We start from the raw sequence: 15,507 nt of genomic DNA on the forward strand, positions 1-15,507 counted from the left end.
AACACCTCTGACTCGGGCTGCGCCTCTTTACTCCTAGAGCCGCGGCCCGCGTCGTTCAAGTGCCCATACGCTTTCCGTTCGGCCACGCTCATCGGGGCTGCCCTCTTCCAGAAACGTCAGTATGAAGTTGGGGGTGAACAGGCTTTCGATTTCGCTGTTGGGCACGCTATAAGGCGGCCCAGCACTGCCCTCAGGATGCGACAAACTAATCAGCAACCCCTTGGCACCAGGCGGCACCAACTGAGCAAGGTGAAACGCATAGCGCTGCCTTGTTGCAGGTGGCAACGCTATCAGCGAGGCGCGATCATAAAACGCCCCGATCTCGGCGGCTTGCTGGATATGCAGGTGAAAAAAGTCCCCGCACCATAGCTCCACGCTGCCTTGGCGGGAAATCGTAAAATCTGCCTGACGGTAGCGGGATACCGATGTGCTGCGCTGAGCCAAAAACTGCTCAATGGCTTCCGGGGCAAACTCAATTCCCAGAACGGGATAACCCTCGTCTGCCAACCAGCGCATATCAAGGCTTTTACCGCACAGCGGCACCAATACCTTGGTGCCTTTAGCAACGCCGAGCGACGCCCAATGACGCAGCAACGCCGGGTGTGCCTGCTGCAGGTGAAAGCCTATACGCCCTTCTTGCCAGCGCTTGCGCCATTGATCGCTCATTATTTGGCCACCGTGAAGTCGATTGCACTAGCGAAGAGGAGGCTTATCGCGCCGTTAAAACCAGCGGTCACGCTTTTTACGCCGCCGCGGTAGGTGCGGCACAATCAGTCCCACCAACAAGCCTGCGCCAGCCACACCGCCGCCATACATGAAGTAACGCATCAGCAGGTCTTCCTCCTGGGTTTCCAGCCGCGCTTGAAGCGCCCTAACTTGCCGGCGGGACTGCTCCGCTTGCGCATCCAGCTCTTGGTTGCTGGCCTCAAGCTCGGCAATGCGACTCTCACGCAACTCTAGAGTCTCAGTCATTGAGGCCGTACGCTGTTCCCAGGTTTCATTGATGCCCTCAAGCTCGGCGGTGAGTTCCTCTACCTGGGCTTCTAACGCAGGTAGCTGTTCAACCGCACTGGGTGTTTCTTGAAGCTCATTGCTCAACACCCAGACCGCATTGCCATCACTGTTGCGCACTCGGGTGTAGTCACCGCTGGTTTCCAGCACCTCTACCTGCTCGCCTGCGTTGAGCGTGCCAATAATGCGGTAACCATCAGTTGGGCCGCTGCGCACATAGGTGCTCAGTTCATCGGTCACCCAGGCTTGGTTAGCAGATTGGGCAGTGGCATTGAGGCTGGTAACACTGAGTAAAATGCCAGCCGCAGCGGCGTAATTTCGATAACGAGTTCTATTTACTAGCATGACATCATGTCCTGATTAAAAACGCTGCAAGGCGGACGAAGCCAACAGCGCTTATCGCCTAACTTAGCGGTGCGCTTGTCTCATACGCTTACCCTTCTCCGCGCGGGGGCAACGGAAAGGGACGGGGGAACTCCGCTACCCGAGTATCGGTTTTGACCGCTTTCAATGGTCCTTCGCGCTCTACTTCATCAATGCGCACAATCGCATTTAACGGTAGGTAGCTACGCTTGACGCCATCGAAGGTTCGTTGCAATTTTTCAGTTGCAGGGTCAACCACTACCCGTGAAGCATCGTCAAAGACAAACTCCTCGACTTCAATAAAGCCCCAGAGTTCGCTTTGAAAGATTTCTCGGACGTATAAATCCCAAATTTCACCCTGCTGGTGGACCACCACACGGTAGATCGGCTTGGCCGCCATCTTGGCCTAATCCTCTTGCCATTCGTACATTAAAAGTTGAACCGCCTAGCTTACCATATTCCCATCGCCGCGCCTTTAGGCTTAACCCTTAGCAAGCTTAGCGTTAATACGACGGACAAAGCGCTCATTAGCCGGGCATGCGCCTCTCATGTATGGTAGCTAGCGTGGTTTAGCAATAATATTTTTTCACCAAGTAGGAGTCATCAACATGCAGAAGGATCCAAATAAGGGCTATATCGCTCTGTTAGGCTGGAGCCTCAATGCGATTGAAGCGGCCGAAAATTTTGACCGTCGCTACATTGTCGTTGCACCTGATTGGGCGGAAGAGTATTGCCAAAAACACGACATTCCCTACGTGCCTTGGAATTTCGAGCGACTCAATGACCGCTCGATGGAAATTGCCGAGACGCTTAAAGAGAAAGGCGTCGATGTCGCCATTCCGCTCTACGAAGAGACCGTTGAATGGGCCGGGGCCATCAACTCTGTGCTACTGGATAACCCGCGCCTTTACGGTCAGTCGTTGCTGCTACGCGATAAAGCGTTGATGAAGCGTCGCGCCCAACTCGGCGGCATCCGTGTGGGTATTTTTGAAGAAGCCCACGATAAAGAAGATGTCGTGCGCTTCCTAAAGCGCGTTAACCAGACACTGCTTAAGCTGGACGGCGACCCCAACGACCCGATTCACCTTAAAGCGTTTGATAAAGCAGGCTGTCTTGGTCATCGCGTTATTCGTACCCCAGATGAAGTCGATACCATCCCGGAAGAAGAGTTCCCGGTACTGATGGAATCGCACCTGGATGGCTGGGAATTTGCCGTTGAAGCATGGGTTCACGATGGCAAAATCGCTTTCTTGAACATCTCAGAGTACGTGACGCTGGGTTACTCAGTGTTTGTGCCCGCATCGCCTGAACTTGAGATTTACCGCGAGCAGATCACCCAACAGATCGAGAAGTTAATTAAAGCGTTCGACATTGAGTTTGGCTTGATCCATCCGGAATACTTTGTCACCAGCGATGGTGAGATGTACTTTGGCGAAGTAGCTTACCGTCCGCCCGGCTTCAAGGTATTCGAGCTGCTAGAGCGTGTTTACGGCTTCAATGCTTACCAGGCTTCCATGCTGGTGTTCGACCCGAAAACCACGAAAGAAGAAGTGGCCACGTTCTTTCCGAAAGAAGTGGTCGATGCCGATGGCTTTGCCGGTTGCTTTGGCGTTTACCCCCGCCGTCGTGTGGTCAGCCGCTTGGAAATTCCCGAAGAGACCGAAGATCACCCCTACTTCGAGTCTCATGAGCTAACCTCACCAGTAGAAGAAACCGTTACTAAACGCACCGCGTTTGGTACCCATTGGGGTCTGGTCTACTTCAAAGGCGAGGATGCGCATACGATTCGCGATCTGCTAAAACGCCAAGAAGACCTCGACTTCTATGTATAATCCCCGCTAACGCTGGGATAAGGAGTCACCGTGGAGACAGATCAAGTGACGTCTTCTCAAGAAGATAGCAAGCTCAATGGATTGTTGAGCAAATTTGATGACGCCGTTCGCCTGCTTACCCAGGCGCCCGCCTTCTCAAAACCCGCCAAGCTGCCGCGTGTGATGGACACTGCGCGTCGAGTACTGCTTCAGGACGGCGGTTGTGCAGCACTGGAGACCCGCGCGCAAGCGTTTGAGGACTCCGGTGTATTTTTGGGCTCCGATTGGGAAACACCCCAATATTTGGTGCCGACTCTGACAACCTTCTCGCTGAAAAGCGCGGATGCCAATGTTGTCGTCATTGAGGCGCTAAGCGAGCTTCGGCTCCTAGCTGTGGCTAAAGGCAATTTTGAGCATCCACTGGTGTCCGCAGAGCATGCTCACCATTACCTGACTCAGGTAATGGCGATCAATTTGTGGCTACTGTTTTTACCGCCCAGCGAAGCGGAGCGGGAAACCCAGGGGCGCCTGGCCACTATTCCCCGCCAGCTTTTCCAGCATTTAGCCGAGCGCATCGGCTACGAGCACATTGTTGATCGCCTGATCGATGAGATTTGGCGCATTTTAAAACAGCGCCCTATTCAGGTTGATTCGATCAAACAGATGATCACCCAAATTGCGCTGTGTCAGGCCAACCCGGAAATTGATCTTGGCGCCAGCGGCCAGGGCGCCGACCGCCTGGTGAGTTCGCTTTATGGCCCAACTCAAGCCTGTCGTGAAGACCCTGGGGTCGACGTTTACCGTGATCGGTTAGAACGTATGGATCAGGCTGCTTTGCAGGCTGAATCCACCGGTTTCGCCCGGGCGATGCACGACACCGGCCTGGTATCGCCATATCACGCCGTATTACTGCGTCATCTACTCGAAGAGGGGGATCACTTACTCTCCGAAGCACTGGGCCTTTCATCTACCGGCCGCGACTGCCTGCTCTGCTACCGCGAGCTTGTTCAAGCGCTAATTCGTGGCGGCGTTTACCCTGCTACCGCTCAAGCGGTTTACGGCCTGGCGCTGATGCTTGAACGCGGCATTCTCTATCAGCCGCCGGTAGCACCGGCAATGTGGCGTCAGCTTAATCTACCGCTATCAGAGTGGGCACAGTCGCGACTCTCCATGGCCTATGGCGACACTGTTTCTCCCCGGGCACGCTTGATTGAGGGCGTGCTCTGCATGCTGGGATTACCGCTAGGCGTTGGTCAGGGCAACAACCCTACCTGCCAGTCGGCACGGGCACTCTCCATGTGGGCCTATAACGACCCAGATTACCTGCTGCAGATGGTGGCCTGGGCGGCCCGGGATGACGAAATCATTATGCATTTTGAAGGACAAGCCATTTCATCAATGGCGAGTCTCTCAGGTGTGGCGACCCAGTTACCCATCGATCTCGACCCGGTTTCGCTGATTGTCGTGCCGCACTTGGATCGAATTTATGCCGAAATGGGCCGGCGCTGCATTGGCCGTGAAGGTGACCCTCACCGCTGGGTGAATCCTGAATTTCACGGCTGGTGGTCTGGCCGCGGCTTTCGCATCAATGTCGACGTTGCCACCGGTCAACTAAGCGATGTGGACGACTTTATACGCCACTTCTTCGCTTACTATCACCCTTATTACAATGGCAACCAGCCGCTGATTCACCCTCAGCCAGCGGGCATTGCGGTCACCGATAGCGCGGCGCGTTTTATCGGCTGGCACGCGATTACTATTTTGCGGGCCTCTCTCGACCCCTCTGATGTTATGCGGATTTACTTCTATAATCCCAACAATGATAGCGGGCAGGATTGGGGCGATGGCGTCATTGTGAGTACATCGGGCAATGGTGAACGTTTTGGCGAAGCCTCGCTGCCTTTTGAGCGCTTTGCATCGCGGCTGTATATTTACCACTATGATCCCCTGGAGCGCGTTGACATCGCCGACGTCACCAGCGAAGAGGTGGAAAATGTCAGACACTTCCTGCATCGGAGCTGGGGAGCCTCGCGCCTTCCACCTACCGAGCTACAGGCGGATCAAGGCTCTAACTCAACCCTCCCCCATTCACCGCTACCCGAAACGCCTCGCGACGAAGGGTAACAAGTACGCTTAGCGACACTTTCAATCACTATGATGCGACTCGATCAATTGTTGGTCATCCAGGGGCTGGCCAACTCGCGTACCCGCGCCCAAAGGCTTATTCGGCACGGGCGGATACGGCTTGCCGAGAACGGTAAGCCGTTAACCAAAGCATCCGAAAAATGGCCCGACGATACCCGGTTTGAAGTAGAGGACGATCCCGAAGAGCGCTATGTGTCCCGAGCAGGGTTGAAATTAGAGGCGGTGCTCACAGCGCTTGAGCTGCGTTTTGATGACGCTGTTGTGCTCGACATTGGTCAATCAACCGGCGGCTTCAGCGACTGTGCGCTGCACTTTGGCGCCCACCATGTGATTGGTGTAGAGGTTGGCCACGGACAGCTTGCACCTGAGTTGCGCAGCGACCCACGCGTCACCTGTCTAGAGGGGATAAATGCGCGCTCGATGAGTAGTAGCGAAGCCCTCAATAGCGCGCTTGCTGCTTTCCCCATTGATAGCGCCATCATGGATGTGTCGTTTATATCGCAAACGCTGATTCTGCCCGAGATTGCTGCCCTGCTGCCAGCGGGCGGTCAGTTGATTTCGCTGGTGAAACCGCAGTTTGAGCTAAGCCCTGGCGCCCTGGATAAACGTGGCGTGGTACGCGACGCTAAACGCTTTGCAGAAGTGGAGGCCAACATTCGTCGCAGTTGCGACGCCTGCGGACTTACCATTCAACATTGGCAGGAGAGCCCGATCACCGGTGGCGACGGCAACCGAGAATTTCTCCTGCATGCAGTAAAAGAGCCTTAAAAAAGAGAGCTTAAAGTGCATTACGTAGACGCAGGGGGCAACTGATTCGCCGACTGCACTTTAACCTCCTCGCCTTGCTCAGGGTGTAGCCACACATCCATCTGCTCAAACGCCACGCGTATACCCGCTTCGCGAAACAGCGCATCTATACGGCAGTTGATTTCATCGGCAGCAAACAGCCGGTCGAGCAGATCATTGACGAAAATACGCAGTTCAAAATTGAGGCTGTGCTGTCCATAGCTTAAACAGAAAACCTGAGGTTCTGGGTCGGTTAGCACGCGGGGGTTTTCGTCCGCCACCTTACGTAATAGCTGGTGCACCTTGGCCATATCGGAGCCGTGGGCCACACCGTAGGTGAGCACAACACGGGTGATATTATCCGACAATGACCAGTTGATCAGTTGGTCAGTCACAAAGGTTTTATTGGGGATAATAATCTCTTTACGGTCGAAATCGGTGACAGTGGTCGCACGGATACGGATACGGCTGACGGTGCCGTGCAAATTTCCCAGGGTAATCGTATCGCCAATCCTAATCGGGCGCTCAAACAGGATGATCAAGCCCGATATAAAGTTGGCAAAAATTTCCTGCAAGCCAAACCCCAACCCCACACTCAAGGCGGCCACCAGCCACTGCAGCTTGTCCCAGGAAACGCCCAGGGTCGACAGCCCCATGACAACCCCCGTACCCACAATGGTGTAGGAGAGCAGCGAGCTAATGGCATAGGCGCTGCCCTGTTTCAATGACAGCCGGGATAGCACCATCACTTCTAACAGGCCGGGTAGATTGCCTGCCATGATAAAGGTAATAGCGACAATCAGCAGTGCAGCAAAGACGTCGGATATCGATAGAGCGTTATCGACCAGATCCCCTTCTTGCGCCTCCCACAATGACACGTTGTCCAAATAGCCGAGCACCGAGAGCAAGTCTGACCAGACCAAATAAAGCAGCGCACTGAAGCCGATCAAGACAATCAACTTGGAAAGCCGCAGCGACTGGCTATTGATCTGCTCCATATCCAGCGGCGGCTCTTCCACGACTTCGAGACCACCTTCCGCCCCTTCCTGCACCTGAGCACGACGGCGCGCCAGAGCACGGCGATAGGCAAGCCGCCTTGCAGCCACCGCAAGGCTTCTTACCAAGGTCGCCTCCACCACAACCCATAACCCCAGCAAGTAAAGCGTGATCGCGAATCGCCCCACTAGGTGCAACGCGGTGTATTCGTAGCCCCAAACTACCAATCCCAACAGCATCAGCGGCACCGAGGCCATCGCAAGCCCCAGCAGCAAGCGAAACAGGCGCACGCCAAAAATAGGGATATGCGCCAGTATCAACTGCGCCAGCCACCAGCTCATCGCCAACAACCCAAGCGACAGCAACCCCAACGCAACGGGACGCAGTGCCAGCGGGGTTTCCATCTCTCCAGACATCGCCGCAATGGCTATGACAGGCACCAAGGAAATGCCTAACCCACCTAACAGCTGGCGTAACCGAGCGTTGTAGTGCGCAGACCAGGTAAAGTGGCGCTCGGCCACGCCATCGGCGACCAATAGCCTGCGGCCCCAGGCGACCACCGCCCAACTTAACGCCAACTGAAGCAGCGCAGGGGCAACGCTATTAGCCAATGGCCCAGTTGCTCCCAAGAGCCCAACCCCCACCCCGGCCAAGGCCAGCGGGCCGGAGAGCGCTAGCAGCGCATTCAGCAGCACCGCTTTGGGGGTATGCAGCTGGGTATCGCTTTTTAACCGACCAATCTGCGAGTGCAGTTTGTCCAATCGGGCTTTAATCTGGCGTCGTGACCCGATTAATACCAGGCTTAATACCATCAGGGGCGCCCCTCTGAGCACCTCCCAAGAGAGCCCTTTCCAGCGAGTGGGTAAAATGGCTCGCCACTCCCCTTCCTGCCACTCCAGCTGGAGGTTGCGGGGCAATTGACGCAGCCAATTGATATCTAAAGGGCGACTATTAGCAACCCAAAACAGCTGCTCATCAATGGTTTTACGCAGCTCACTGGTCGTTGTGACCAGCTGCTGCTGGTTGAGCTGAAGCTCAATCGCCGCACTTAATAAGCTGCCGTAAGACTGTTCCAACTGCTCGACCAGCTCACGGCGGGATTGATAAAGCTGCGAAAGGGAATCGATCAGTCCCGGCGTCGCCTCTATGCCCTCCTCGGACAGCCGCGTAGCAGCATACTGTTCGCTTTGGCGTAGCTGATCGCGCTGGCGGACTAAATCAAACTGCTTTAAGCGCAGGTCGGCAATTTCGTCCTGCAAATCCCGGGGCGCAGACAACGGAGGCAGCGACTTGCGCTGTTCGCGCAGAATTCGCGACAGCAGTTGACTGCCGCGAATAGCCTCGATTTGCTCATTAAGGCTACGCTGTAGCTGACGCACGTTCTCCAACTGCCGCTGGGCTTCAATATTGTCACGCACAACAGTATTAGCACGGTCGGTTGCCCGTAGCAGCTCCAGGCTTAGGGTCTGGTTGGTTTGCTGCGCTTGCACCACCACCGGATGTCCCGCGGCGATCAGCGGGTTATCCCTGGCAGCGTCGGCAATGGCTTGTTCAGAGGCCAACCGACGCTGCCGATCAATCACCCCTTGTAACATCGTTAGCTGCTGCTCTTGATAATCGACCTGCAGCATCAGCACATCGCGCCGCTCCTGAGCTAATTCGCGCAGGCGGCTGTTAGCGCTTAGCTCGCGCTGATAAAAGCTTACTTCGCGTTCGGCCAGCGCCCGTTCAAGGCGTAATTGGATCAGTTGCGCATCGCTAAGGGCAGAAAGTTGACGATCCGCCAGCAAAGCCTCGCGCTCATCGTGCTGTCGGCGTAAACTTTCCGCGCGCTGAAGGGTTTCCGCAATGGATTGCTGGGCCCGCTCAGGGAGTGTTTGAGCGGCTAACAGTTGCGAGTTCACTTCCGCCAATTGGCTTTGCAACTGCTGCAGCTCGACCACGGCGTTAGTTTGCAACGTTTCCAGCTCGTCGAGGGGGCGGTCGCTCAAGTCGGCAACCGTTAGCTGCTGCGAAGCTTCTTCCGCTTCGCTCAACTCGCGCTGCAGGCGTGCTAACATTTCAGGGGCTTGTTCTACCCGGGTATCTAGCGCGGCAAGACGCTCGTCAACAGAAGCCAGCCGCTCATAAGCTTCGAGGGCCGCTTCCAGGGCCTCTTTATCGTTGGCCTGCTGGGCGGTCAAGGGTTCTTCAAGGGCTTCTAACTGAGCAAGCCTTGATGCCAATTCAGCCTGCTCGGGCACCCGCTCCAGCATATTGGTCTGAAGCGCAGCGCAGGCTGGATTAATAGCGACACTGCTCATGACAAGCAGCAGCAACAAACAGGTTATACTCCACTTACAGGCGCATCTCACCACGTTACGTATCAACACGTTACTTAGAGCCTCGCTGACATCAAATGCTCCGCAGAGACGGAGAATGAGGTTATTGTCAGGCGTTCTGATGGTCAGCGCAATCAGAGGTGTTGACTTCCACAGGCGGCGTGATAGAAACAAGCTTGGCGTTTACTTATTCCTTCATTTTGCGAGTCACCTTGATGGTCACCCGAAAATTGCCGTTGACGAAACTTATTGTTCTGCTGAGCCTTGCTACGTTTAGTGTGAATGCCGTTGCCGAGTCTCAGCAAGAGATTGAGGCGCGTATCCGTGCCCTCAATGCTGAACTGTATGATCTGCATCAACAGTTGCAGCAGATAGAAAACCCCGAAGACGCCGCGCTAGACATACCGTTTGAACAGTTGCCTGAAGAGGCTGCAAGGGAAGATTTAAGCGATCGCCGTGAACTTGAGCAGGAATCAACCCGGAATCCGTTTTCAATCACCACCCACCGCACCAACTATCTGTTCCCTGTTAGTTACAATGCTAACCAAAATCGTGAAAGTTTCCGCACGGTGGCTAACGGCACCCCCGCAGATCGCGTGGAGTTAAAATTCCAGTTCAGTGCCAAGGTTAATCTGGCTGAACAGGTATTCGGTAACTACGGCGACGTCTACTTTGGCTACACCCAGCGCAGTTGGTGGCAGGCTTATAATACCGACGCCTCATCACCCTTTAGGGAAACCAACTACGAGCCGGAAGTGTTTATCGACTTTGACAATGCCTGGGAAGCGCTTGGCTGGGTGAATACCCGCAACCGAGTATCTCTCAATCACCAGTCTAATGGTCGCTCAGATCCTCTCTCGCGCAGTTGGAACCGGGTATACCTTGAAAGCACCTTCCAGCGCGGCGACTGGGCGTTCACCCTGGCACCCCACTGGCGGGTACCGGAATCCTCAGAGGATGACGACAACCCGGATATCGAACGCTACATGGGATACGGCGATATTCGCCTCGCCAAGCGTCTCAATAATAACCATGAAGTGAGCGGTCAGTTACGCGGCAATCCCAGCGCTGGCAATATCGGCACCCAGATTGATTACAGCTGGCCCGCTTTCAACAGCTTGCGAGCGCATGTACAGTACTACTACGGATATGGTGAAAGCATGATCGATTATGATCATCGCGTGCACCGCTTGAGCCTTGGGTTTAGTTTAAATCCCTTATTTAGTGCGACAGGGCTGAACCGATAGACGCATTTGCTTGTCTGTTACTAGCTGGCTGCTATGCTTGTAGTCAGCAGCAAAAATACAGTAACTAATAGTTAGTAGCCCAATCATTCACTCGTCAAAGGAAGACTCCATGGCTAAACGTCAACCCACCTACTCTACTCAAGCCGATCAACTCAAAGATGATCTGCGCCACTTGAGTGAAACCGTTGAAGAGCTGGTCAATGCGACCGCTAAAGATGCCAGCGGAGAGATGAACGATCTACGTACTCGCGCCGAACGTCGTTTGAAAGACACTCGTGCACGTCTTGAAGCGCGTGGCGAGCGTATTTATGACGAAACCCGCGACTCGCTGACTCATCAGGCCGATGCGTGTGATCGCTACGTCCATGAAAACCCCTGGACAAGTATTGGCATTGGTGCCGCAGTAGGTATGGTTGTGGGTATGCTGCTCGGTCGTCGCTAATGGCTTTGGGCCCCACCCAACGCGTCTTCTCTGCCGCCAAACGCTTGCTGAAATCGCTGATTGCGAATAGCGAAACCCGCCTGCGTTTGGCGGTGTTTGAGTTAGAAGAGGAGCGTGCTCGCTTACTGGTTCTACTTCTTCTGGCAGGAGCTAGCTTACTGCTGCTCTTGTTGGGTATTGCCACTTTGACGGCACTGGTAGTGGTTATATTCTGGGATACCTATCGCTTAACCGCCATTGCCATCAGTGCAGGTGTGCTGATCGGCGCCAGTTTGCTACTCGCGGTTATTGCGATTCGCCAGTCCAAGCAACACTCTCTGTTAAAAGAAACACTCAAACAGCTTGCTGCTGATCGAGCACTGCTTGAGGAGCCAAGTGATGAAACCATCCGCAGACACCGCTAAGCCACCAACCAAACCGCTCAGCCGCGCTGAACGCAAAGCGCTTTTGTTAGCCGAGCTAGAGCAGCAGCGCGTGGATATTTTGGTCGATAGCGAATTTTTACAGCAAGCCGCCTCACCACTGGATAGAAACTGGCAAAGCTTCAAGCTGCCGCTTTACGCCATTGGCGGCTTTGCTGCATTCAAGCTGATGCGCCACCCAGGTGGAGCAATGGCGGCAGGCAGAAAAGTCCTTGCGGGCTATATGCTACTCAAAAAACTTAAATTATTAGCCAAAGTGGCTAGTTAATTTGGACGGCTGTGCGGCTCGCTGACTGTACCTTAGAAGCCAGCGAGCGGAGATTAGCCAAACATCGTTTAAGGCGGCCACTCAGTGAAAAATTCTGGCCTGTCGGCCAACTTAATTTGATCACTTTCGTTAAATAGCTCGCTATTCGCTTTATACCCGACACATTTGGCCCGAAAGCTGAGCTTCTTGTGTGATTATCGGTATTTAGCGACTAACTGCTGAAAGATGCCGAAACATCAGGCGCCTGAGCACGCTTAACCAGAACTGCTGGTGCGGTCTCTTTGAGCCACAAAGCCAGGACTCCAGCAATCACACAAATAGCGCTCATTAACCACAACGGTGCGGATTGGCCAACACTATCTGCCGCAGCGCCTGCTAGCGCCGGTAGAACCCCACCTCCCAATATCTCACCAATACCCATTACAAAACCCAGGGCTGTTGCAATATGGCGCGAATCGACGGTTTCAGAGGGAACGGTGGCCATAAAAAGCGGAAAGATGCCGTTCAATGCCCAACCAAAGAAAAACAACACTGCCAGAATAATAGCCGAGCCATCAAAATACATGGCGCTTAAGGTGAGGATGAGCCCCATAAATGGGGTAATTACCATTACTGGCTTACGACCAATTTTGTCAGAGATACCGCTGACGACGAAGCTTCCGACCGCTGCCGAGATGCCTAAAGTTCCCATCAGCCACCCCATGGTTTCAGCAGAATAACCACGTACACTGGTTAGGTAAATTGGCATGAAAGACCAGCAAGTTACTAAGTATCCAATCAATAACACCGCAATAAGCGAACATAGCAGCATATTTCGATGAGCGAAGACCTCTTTGAGACTTGGGCGCTGACAGGACTGATTCACACCCGTTGCGATAGGTACTGAAGATGCTGTCGGTTCACGCATTAACCACCAGAGGAGTCCAGCGGCTAGAAGACCTGGAAGCCCTGCAAGGAAAAACGCCTCTCGCCAGCCAAAAGCAGAAGCAACAGCCACAAGGACAACCGGCGCAGCAAAAGAACCCAATAAATTTGACCCGAAGTTCTGCATGACCCCCATAGCAATGCCCCGCCTTTCAGGAGTAACTTCTATTGCCGTTACTGATTGCGATATAGGCAGGATAGGGCCTTCTGCAACACCCATAAGCAATCTAGCACCGAGAAGCAATAAGAATGAGGTGGCAAGACCTGATAAAAAAGAGCAGAGAGAGAACACAATCGTCGCCATGATCAAAAATATCTTTCTTCGGCCACTTCGATCAGACATTGCACCAAATATTAAACCAGATATTGCCCAGGTGACTGATAACGCAGAGGCTGTTAGGCCTATCTGTAGGTTTGTCAAGGCCAACTCTGGCTGAACAAATGGCATCAGGAAGTTAAGTGCATTCCTGTCAAAAAATACAATGCCAAAGTTAAGGCTCAATAGAGTAACTAAAAGGATTTGATAACGAGTGTTATTGGGCGTGTTAGGCAGGGTAGCTGTATTATTGTTAGTCATGGCTTATTAACACCTTGCATTGATGGGTGCGCTTTTTTAACGCTTCAAATGCGGTTGGCACATTGTTAAGTGGCACGGTCTCGGTGATTAAATGGCGAGGCTCTACAACGCCAGAATCGAGAATATCCAACGCACTTTCGTATTCACGTCGTGAGAAGAAAACGGCAGTTTGAAGGCGTATTTCCTTTGATAAAGCACTAAAGGGTATAAAGCTGTCAGGCTTAGTGCATAAACCAAGAAGCAGAATCGTACCGTGCGTGCGAACCTGCTCAATGGCTTGCGCAATGAGACCAGGAACGCCCGCACACTCGAATACTATGTCTGCTGAACCTCCAAGTGACCGCTCTGCAGCTTTAATGGGTTGATATGGATCACAAACAAAACCGGTCGCCCCCATGTCATAGGCACGTTGTTCTTGGTATCGGGTAATATCCTGTATGACAACCGTCTGAGCGCCAAAGCGGCGCGCCCAAAAAGCGACAGCTAACCCGATAGGCCCAGCACCAAGGATGAGGACACGGTCACCAGGTTTCATGCCGGATAGCTGGAGACCATGGAGAGCAACGGCTAAAGGCTCTACAATTGCACCGTCGTCCATGCTTGCATTGAGAGGAAGAGGTACGCACTGGCGCGCAGCGGTGACGGCATATTCACCATATCCCCCTCCCTCCAACGCCATATCTAGACACCAAGCAGGATTCCCAGAACGGCATGCAGCGCAATAACCGCAACTTCGGAAAGGTATAACGGATACAAGATCTCCTATAGATACATCACTGACTTTTCGACCTAAAGCGACTATCTCGCCTGCATATTCGTGACCCAGCACATCGCCAGGACAAATGCCGAAAATGGGATCCTCAGTCATATGGAGATCGGAGCCACAAATTCCACATCGTTTCACCTGGATGACAACCTCATCGTCTCCTGGTGTAGGGTCTGGAAGTTCGCAAACATCTAAAGGCTGGTGTAACCCCTGAAAGACGGCAGCACGCATCAGCCCACCCTCCCAAGAGAAGTGCCTCCGTCAATAACCAATTGAGCACCGGTCATATAGGAAGAGGCGTCAGAGGCTAGGTATAGCGCCAGTGCCTTGATCTGTTCAGGATCAGCGATTTCCCCTAGAGGTACCTTGGCGTTCCAGGCCTGGCGAACTGCTTCGTCTTTCAACCAGCCACCACCAATGTTGGTTACGAAACCGCCGGGCGCGATAGTGTTGACCCGGATCCGGAACTCTGCCAACTCTAAGGCAACTTGACGTACTAAATGGGACACTCCCGCTTTTGCAGGCATGTAAGCAAGCCCGACCACAGGCTCTGTAATAAAGGCAGCATTGGAGGACGTGACAACAATTGATCCTCGACGCCGTGGCTTCATGTATTTAGCTGCCACTCGCAGAGTATTAAAGACCCCCGTCAGATTAATAGAAATTGTTCTATCCCAGCGGGCTGGATCTAAAACGTCAATCTGACCATCTCTATTTCGCCCTCCTGAAGGGTTCCAAAACCCTGCCCCAGGATCGATCCCCGCATTAGCAAAAACAATATCCAAGTTGCCAAACTGGCGGACATGTTCTTCGAAGGCTCGACTGGTCTGCATTCGATCAGCGACATCTAGCTGGACAGCATGAACCTTGCAGCCTTCGTCACGGAGTCTTTGTGCCTCACATTCGGCTGCGTCGATGTTTATATCCGCTAGTGTCACGTTAGCTCCGTTTTCTGCCAACGCTTCGGCATAGGCAAGTCCTAAACCTGAGGCTCCCCCCGTGATCAGGGCTGAACGCCCTTCTACGCTGAATTGCTCTAATACACGCATATCCCACCTCATAGAAATAACTGTTCATTGATGGGGATATTGTGTTCTTCACAATAAGTGACGTAGTGATTGATGAACCAGAAAACATCCAGCGTTTCTGCCCACTCCCCCTTCTCATCGAAGAACTCGTTAGCTCCCTGCATCCAAAATAGAGCTTTCATTCCATTAGCATCGTCGGTCACTAACGTGTGAGCCTGTCCGGGCATTTCCGTTATAAACTCACCAGGCCCGCAAACCCAGTCGTATTCCAAATATCGGAAAGATCCCTCCATTCCTACAGCCCATACCATTCCTCGGTGCTTATGGGTACCAATCACACCAGGGCTTTTAATCCATAAAATATTGCAATATGAACCGCCCCGGTTATTCCGGAGACCGG

15 protein-coding genes are annotated in these 15,507 nt (G+C 53.4%); 7 read left to right on the forward strand and 8 right to left on the reverse strand.

The window, feature by feature from the left end; genetic code table 11:
- Positions 1-33: 33 nt before the first annotated feature.
- The 3 genes from K7H09_RS22435 to K7H09_RS22445 form a co-directional block, all read right to left on the reverse strand.
- Positions 34-666, reverse strand: a complete 633-nt coding sequence (locus K7H09_RS22435; RefSeq protein ID WP_141440886.1) for a thiopurine S-methyltransferase — start codon at positions 664-666, stop codon at positions 34-36.
- A gap of 54 nt (positions 667-720) precedes the next feature.
- The gene (locus K7H09_RS22440; protein ID WP_009287976.1) at positions 721-1,356 is read right to left on the reverse strand and encodes a TIGR04211 family SH3 domain-containing protein; all 636 of its coding nucleotides are present in this window, start codon (positions 1,354-1,356) and stop codon (positions 721-723) included.
- A gap of 88 nt (positions 1,357-1,444) precedes the next feature.
- Positions 1,445-1,774 carry a DUF1820 family protein gene (locus tag K7H09_RS22445; protein ID WP_022522794.1) on the reverse strand — a complete coding sequence of 110 codons (330 nt, stop codon included), beginning with the start codon at positions 1,772-1,774 and terminating at the stop codon, positions 1,445-1,447.
- A 208-nt stretch (positions 1,775-1,982) separates the two neighbouring features.
- Here K7H09_RS22445 and K7H09_RS22450 point away from each other — a divergent pair, with 208 nt between their 5' ends.
- Genes K7H09_RS22450 through K7H09_RS22460 form a run of 3 tightly spaced genes read left to right on the forward strand, consistent with a single transcriptional unit; the run spans position 1,983 to position 6,098 of the window.
- Positions 1,983-3,206 (forward strand): ATP-grasp domain-containing protein, encoded by a 1,224-nt coding sequence (locus tag K7H09_RS22450; protein ID WP_009287975.1) that lies wholly within the window; start codon positions 1,983-1,985, stop codon positions 3,204-3,206.
- Between the two features lie 30 nt (positions 3,207-3,236).
- Positions 3,237-5,309 carry a hypothetical protein gene (locus tag K7H09_RS22455; protein ID WP_022522793.1) on the forward strand — a complete coding sequence of 691 codons (2,073 nt, stop codon included), beginning with the start codon at positions 3,237-3,239 and terminating at the stop codon, positions 5,307-5,309.
- A gap of 30 nt (positions 5,310-5,339) precedes the next feature.
- Complete coding sequence (locus K7H09_RS22460; RefSeq protein WP_022522792.1) at positions 5,340-6,098, forward strand: TlyA family RNA methyltransferase; 759 nt, start codon at positions 5,340-5,342, stop codon at positions 6,096-6,098.
- A gap of 20 nt (positions 6,099-6,118) precedes the next feature.
- Here the strand turns inward: K7H09_RS22460 and mscK are convergent, their stop codons facing one another.
- Positions 6,119-9,415 carry a mechanosensitive channel MscK gene (gene mscK, locus K7H09_RS22465; protein WP_230806074.1) on the reverse strand — a complete coding sequence of 1,099 codons (3,297 nt, stop codon included), beginning with the start codon at positions 9,413-9,415 and terminating at the stop codon, positions 6,119-6,121.
- A 233-nt stretch (positions 9,416-9,648) separates the two neighbouring features.
- Between mscK and K7H09_RS22470 the strand changes: the two genes are divergently transcribed.
- From K7H09_RS22470 to K7H09_RS22485, 4 genes are all read left to right on the forward strand, one after another.
- Positions 9,649-10,680, forward strand: a complete 1,032-nt coding sequence (locus K7H09_RS22470; RefSeq protein ID WP_022522790.1) for a phospholipase A — start codon at positions 9,649-9,651, stop codon at positions 10,678-10,680.
- A gap of 109 nt (positions 10,681-10,789) precedes the next feature.
- Entirely contained in the window at positions 10,790-11,122 is a 333-nt protein-coding gene (locus K7H09_RS22475) for a DUF883 family protein (RefSeq protein ID WP_022522789.1), read from the forward strand.
- Positions 11,122-11,526 carry a phage holin family protein gene (locus K7H09_RS22480; RefSeq protein WP_022522788.1) on the forward strand — a complete coding sequence of 135 codons (405 nt, stop codon included), beginning with the start codon at positions 11,122-11,124 and terminating at the stop codon, positions 11,524-11,526. The genes K7H09_RS22475 and K7H09_RS22480 overlap by 1 nt, the downstream gene beginning before the upstream one ends.
- Positions 11,501-11,812, forward strand: coding sequence for a YqjK family protein (locus tag K7H09_RS22485; RefSeq protein ID WP_022522787.1), 312 nt, complete (start codon positions 11,501-11,503; stop codon positions 11,810-11,812). The genes K7H09_RS22480 and K7H09_RS22485 overlap by 26 nt, the downstream gene beginning before the upstream one ends.
- 211 nt (positions 11,813-12,023) lie before the next feature.
- Here K7H09_RS22485 and K7H09_RS22490 read toward each other — a convergent pair whose 3' ends face one another.
- From K7H09_RS22490 to K7H09_RS22505, 4 genes are all read right to left on the reverse strand, one after another.
- On the reverse strand, positions 12,024-13,313 hold the full coding sequence (locus tag K7H09_RS22490; protein WP_230806070.1) for an MFS transporter: 1,290 nt from the start codon (positions 13,311-13,313) through the stop codon (positions 12,024-12,026).
- Positions 13,306-14,310, reverse strand: a complete 1,005-nt coding sequence (locus tag K7H09_RS22495) for an alcohol dehydrogenase catalytic domain-containing protein (RefSeq protein ID WP_022522785.1) — start codon at positions 14,308-14,310, stop codon at positions 13,306-13,308. The genes K7H09_RS22490 and K7H09_RS22495 overlap by 8 nt, the downstream gene beginning before the upstream one ends.
- The gene (locus K7H09_RS22500; protein ID WP_027958417.1) at positions 14,310-15,128 is read right to left on the reverse strand and encodes an SDR family NAD(P)-dependent oxidoreductase; all 819 of its coding nucleotides are present in this window, start codon (positions 15,126-15,128) and stop codon (positions 14,310-14,312) included. Before K7H09_RS22500 ends, K7H09_RS22495 begins: the two co-directional genes overlap by 1 nt.
- A gap of 8 nt (positions 15,129-15,136) precedes the next feature.
- The coding region (locus tag K7H09_RS22505; RefSeq protein WP_230806072.1) for a 2,4'-dihydroxyacetophenone dioxygenase family protein at positions 15,137-15,507 on the reverse strand (371 nt) is incomplete at its 5' end.

Source organism: Halomonas sp. IOP_14 (genome assembly GCF_021021315.1).
GTDB classification, from domain to species: domain Bacteria; phylum Pseudomonadota; class Gammaproteobacteria; order Pseudomonadales; family Halomonadaceae; genus Vreelandella; species Vreelandella titanicae.

What these genes read in the sequence shown, in the direction of transcription:
- K7H09_RS22435 (WP_141440886.1), bottom strand. Translation starts at nt 666, where the DNA reads ATGAGCGATCAATGGCGCAAGCGCTGGCAAGAAGGGCGTATAGGCTTT.
- K7H09_RS22440 (WP_009287976.1), bottom strand. Translation starts at nt 1,356, where the DNA reads ATGCTAGTAAATAGAACTCGTTATCGAAATTACGCCGCTGCGGCTGGC.
- K7H09_RS22445 (WP_022522794.1), bottom strand. Translation starts at nt 1,774, where the DNA reads ATGGCGGCCAAGCCGATCTACCGTGTGGTGGTCCACCAGCAGGGTGAA.
- K7H09_RS22450 (WP_009287975.1), top strand. Translation starts at nt 1,983, where the DNA reads ATGCAGAAGGATCCAAATAAGGGCTATATCGCTCTGTTAGGCTGGAGC.
- K7H09_RS22460 (WP_022522792.1), top strand. Translation starts at nt 5,340, where the DNA reads ATGATGCGACTCGATCAATTGTTGGTCATCCAGGGGCTGGCCAACTCG.
- mscK (WP_230806074.1), bottom strand. Translation starts at nt 9,415, where the DNA reads ATGAGCAGTGTCGCTATTAATCCAGCCTGCGCTGCGCTTCAGACCAAT.
- K7H09_RS22470 (WP_022522790.1), top strand. Translation starts at nt 9,649, where the DNA reads ATGGTCACCCGAAAATTGCCGTTGACGAAACTTATTGTTCTGCTGAGC.
- K7H09_RS22475 (WP_022522789.1), top strand. Translation starts at nt 10,790, where the DNA reads ATGGCTAAACGTCAACCCACCTACTCTACTCAAGCCGATCAACTCAAA.
- K7H09_RS22480 (WP_022522788.1), top strand. Translation starts at nt 11,122, where the DNA reads ATGGCTTTGGGCCCCACCCAACGCGTCTTCTCTGCCGCCAAACGCTTG.
- K7H09_RS22485 (WP_022522787.1), top strand. Translation starts at nt 11,501, where the DNA reads ATGAAACCATCCGCAGACACCGCTAAGCCACCAACCAAACCGCTCAGC.
- K7H09_RS22490 (WP_230806070.1), bottom strand. Translation starts at nt 13,313, where the DNA reads ATGACTAACAATAATACAGCTACCCTGCCTAACACGCCCAATAACACT.
- K7H09_RS22495 (WP_022522785.1), bottom strand. Translation starts at nt 14,310, where the DNA reads ATGCGTGCTGCCGTCTTTCAGGGGTTACACCAGCCTTTAGATGTTTGC.
- K7H09_RS22500 (WP_027958417.1), bottom strand. Translation starts at nt 15,128, where the DNA reads ATGCGTGTATTAGAGCAATTCAGCGTAGAAGGGCGTTCAGCCCTGATC.